Source organism: Mucilaginibacter sp. P4_G9, from assembly GCF_056400985.1.
In genome coordinates this window covers 1-1,118 of record NZ_JBFUKF010000798.1, presented here as the reverse complement: position 1 = coordinate 1,118, position 1,118 = coordinate 1, and the positions used below count along the sequence as shown (strand labels likewise).

Genomic DNA, 1,118 nt, shown 5'->3' with positions numbered 1-1,118 from the left:
ATTTCTGCCTGAACCAAACCTGTATAGGTGCGCCGCTGAAATCAAAATTTTCTCTCAGCTTATTCTCAATAAAGCGATAGTACGGTTCCTTAACATATTGCGGTAAATTACAGAAGAACGCAAACATTGGCGATGTGCCTGCAATTTGGGTGATGTATTTTATTTTTACGTATTTGCCTTTGATGGATGGCGGCGGATAGTTTTCGATAATAGGAAGCATCACCTCGTTCAGCTTGGAAGTAGCTATTTTGCGGGCGCGGTTCTGGTAAACCTGGTTGGCCACGTCAATTACTTTTAGCACACGTTGTTTTTCGGTAACAGAAGTAAATACGATAGGTACATCGGTAAAGGGCGCTATTTTTTCGCGGATCATTTCTTCAAAAACCTTAACAGTTTTGTTGTTTTTTTCGATCAAATCCCATTTGTTAACTACCACCATGATGCCTTTCTTATTCTTTTCGGCAAGGTGGAATATGTTGATATCCTGCGATTCGATACCTTCAACTGCATCTATCATCAGGATAATAACGTCGGCCTCTTCAAGGGCCTTAATGGTGCGCATTACCGAGTAAAACTCGATATTTTCTTTAACCTTGGTTTTTTTACGCATCCCGGCCGTGTCAATCAGCATAAAATCATGACCGTACTGGTTATAGTGGATATGGATAGAATCGCGGGTGGTACCGGCTATTGGGGTAACAATGTTACGTTCTTTACCAATAAGCGAGTTGATGATAGATGATTTACCCACATTCGGCCGGCCGACAATGGCGTATTTTGGGCGGGTGTTTTCTTCCAGTATTTCATCATCAAATTCCTTAACAACTTCGTCAAGCAATTCGCCCGTGCCAGAGCCGGTCATGGACGAGATGCTATAGATTTCGCCCAGGCCTAAGCTATAAAATTCGGTGGCATCAGCTAATAAAGCGTTATTATCTAATTTATTAACTACCACAAAAACGGGCTTCTTACTGCGGCGCAGCAGTGTGGCAATTTCATCATCAAGGTCGGTAATGCCGGTGGTAACATCAACCATAAACAGGATAACAGAGGCTTCTTCAATGGCAATTTCAACCTGCTCGCGAATGGCGGCCTCAAAAACATCAACAGAGTTGGCT

The 1,118-nt window shown here is 42.8% G+C and carries 1 protein-coding gene; it reads right to left on the bottom strand.

The genetic code is table 11. The annotated features are described in order from the left end of the window. A partial coding sequence (gene der / locus AC1DPZ_RS27725) for a ribosome biogenesis GTPase Der (protein ID WP_477409595.1) occupies positions 1-1,118 on the bottom strand: 1,118 nt, incomplete at both ends.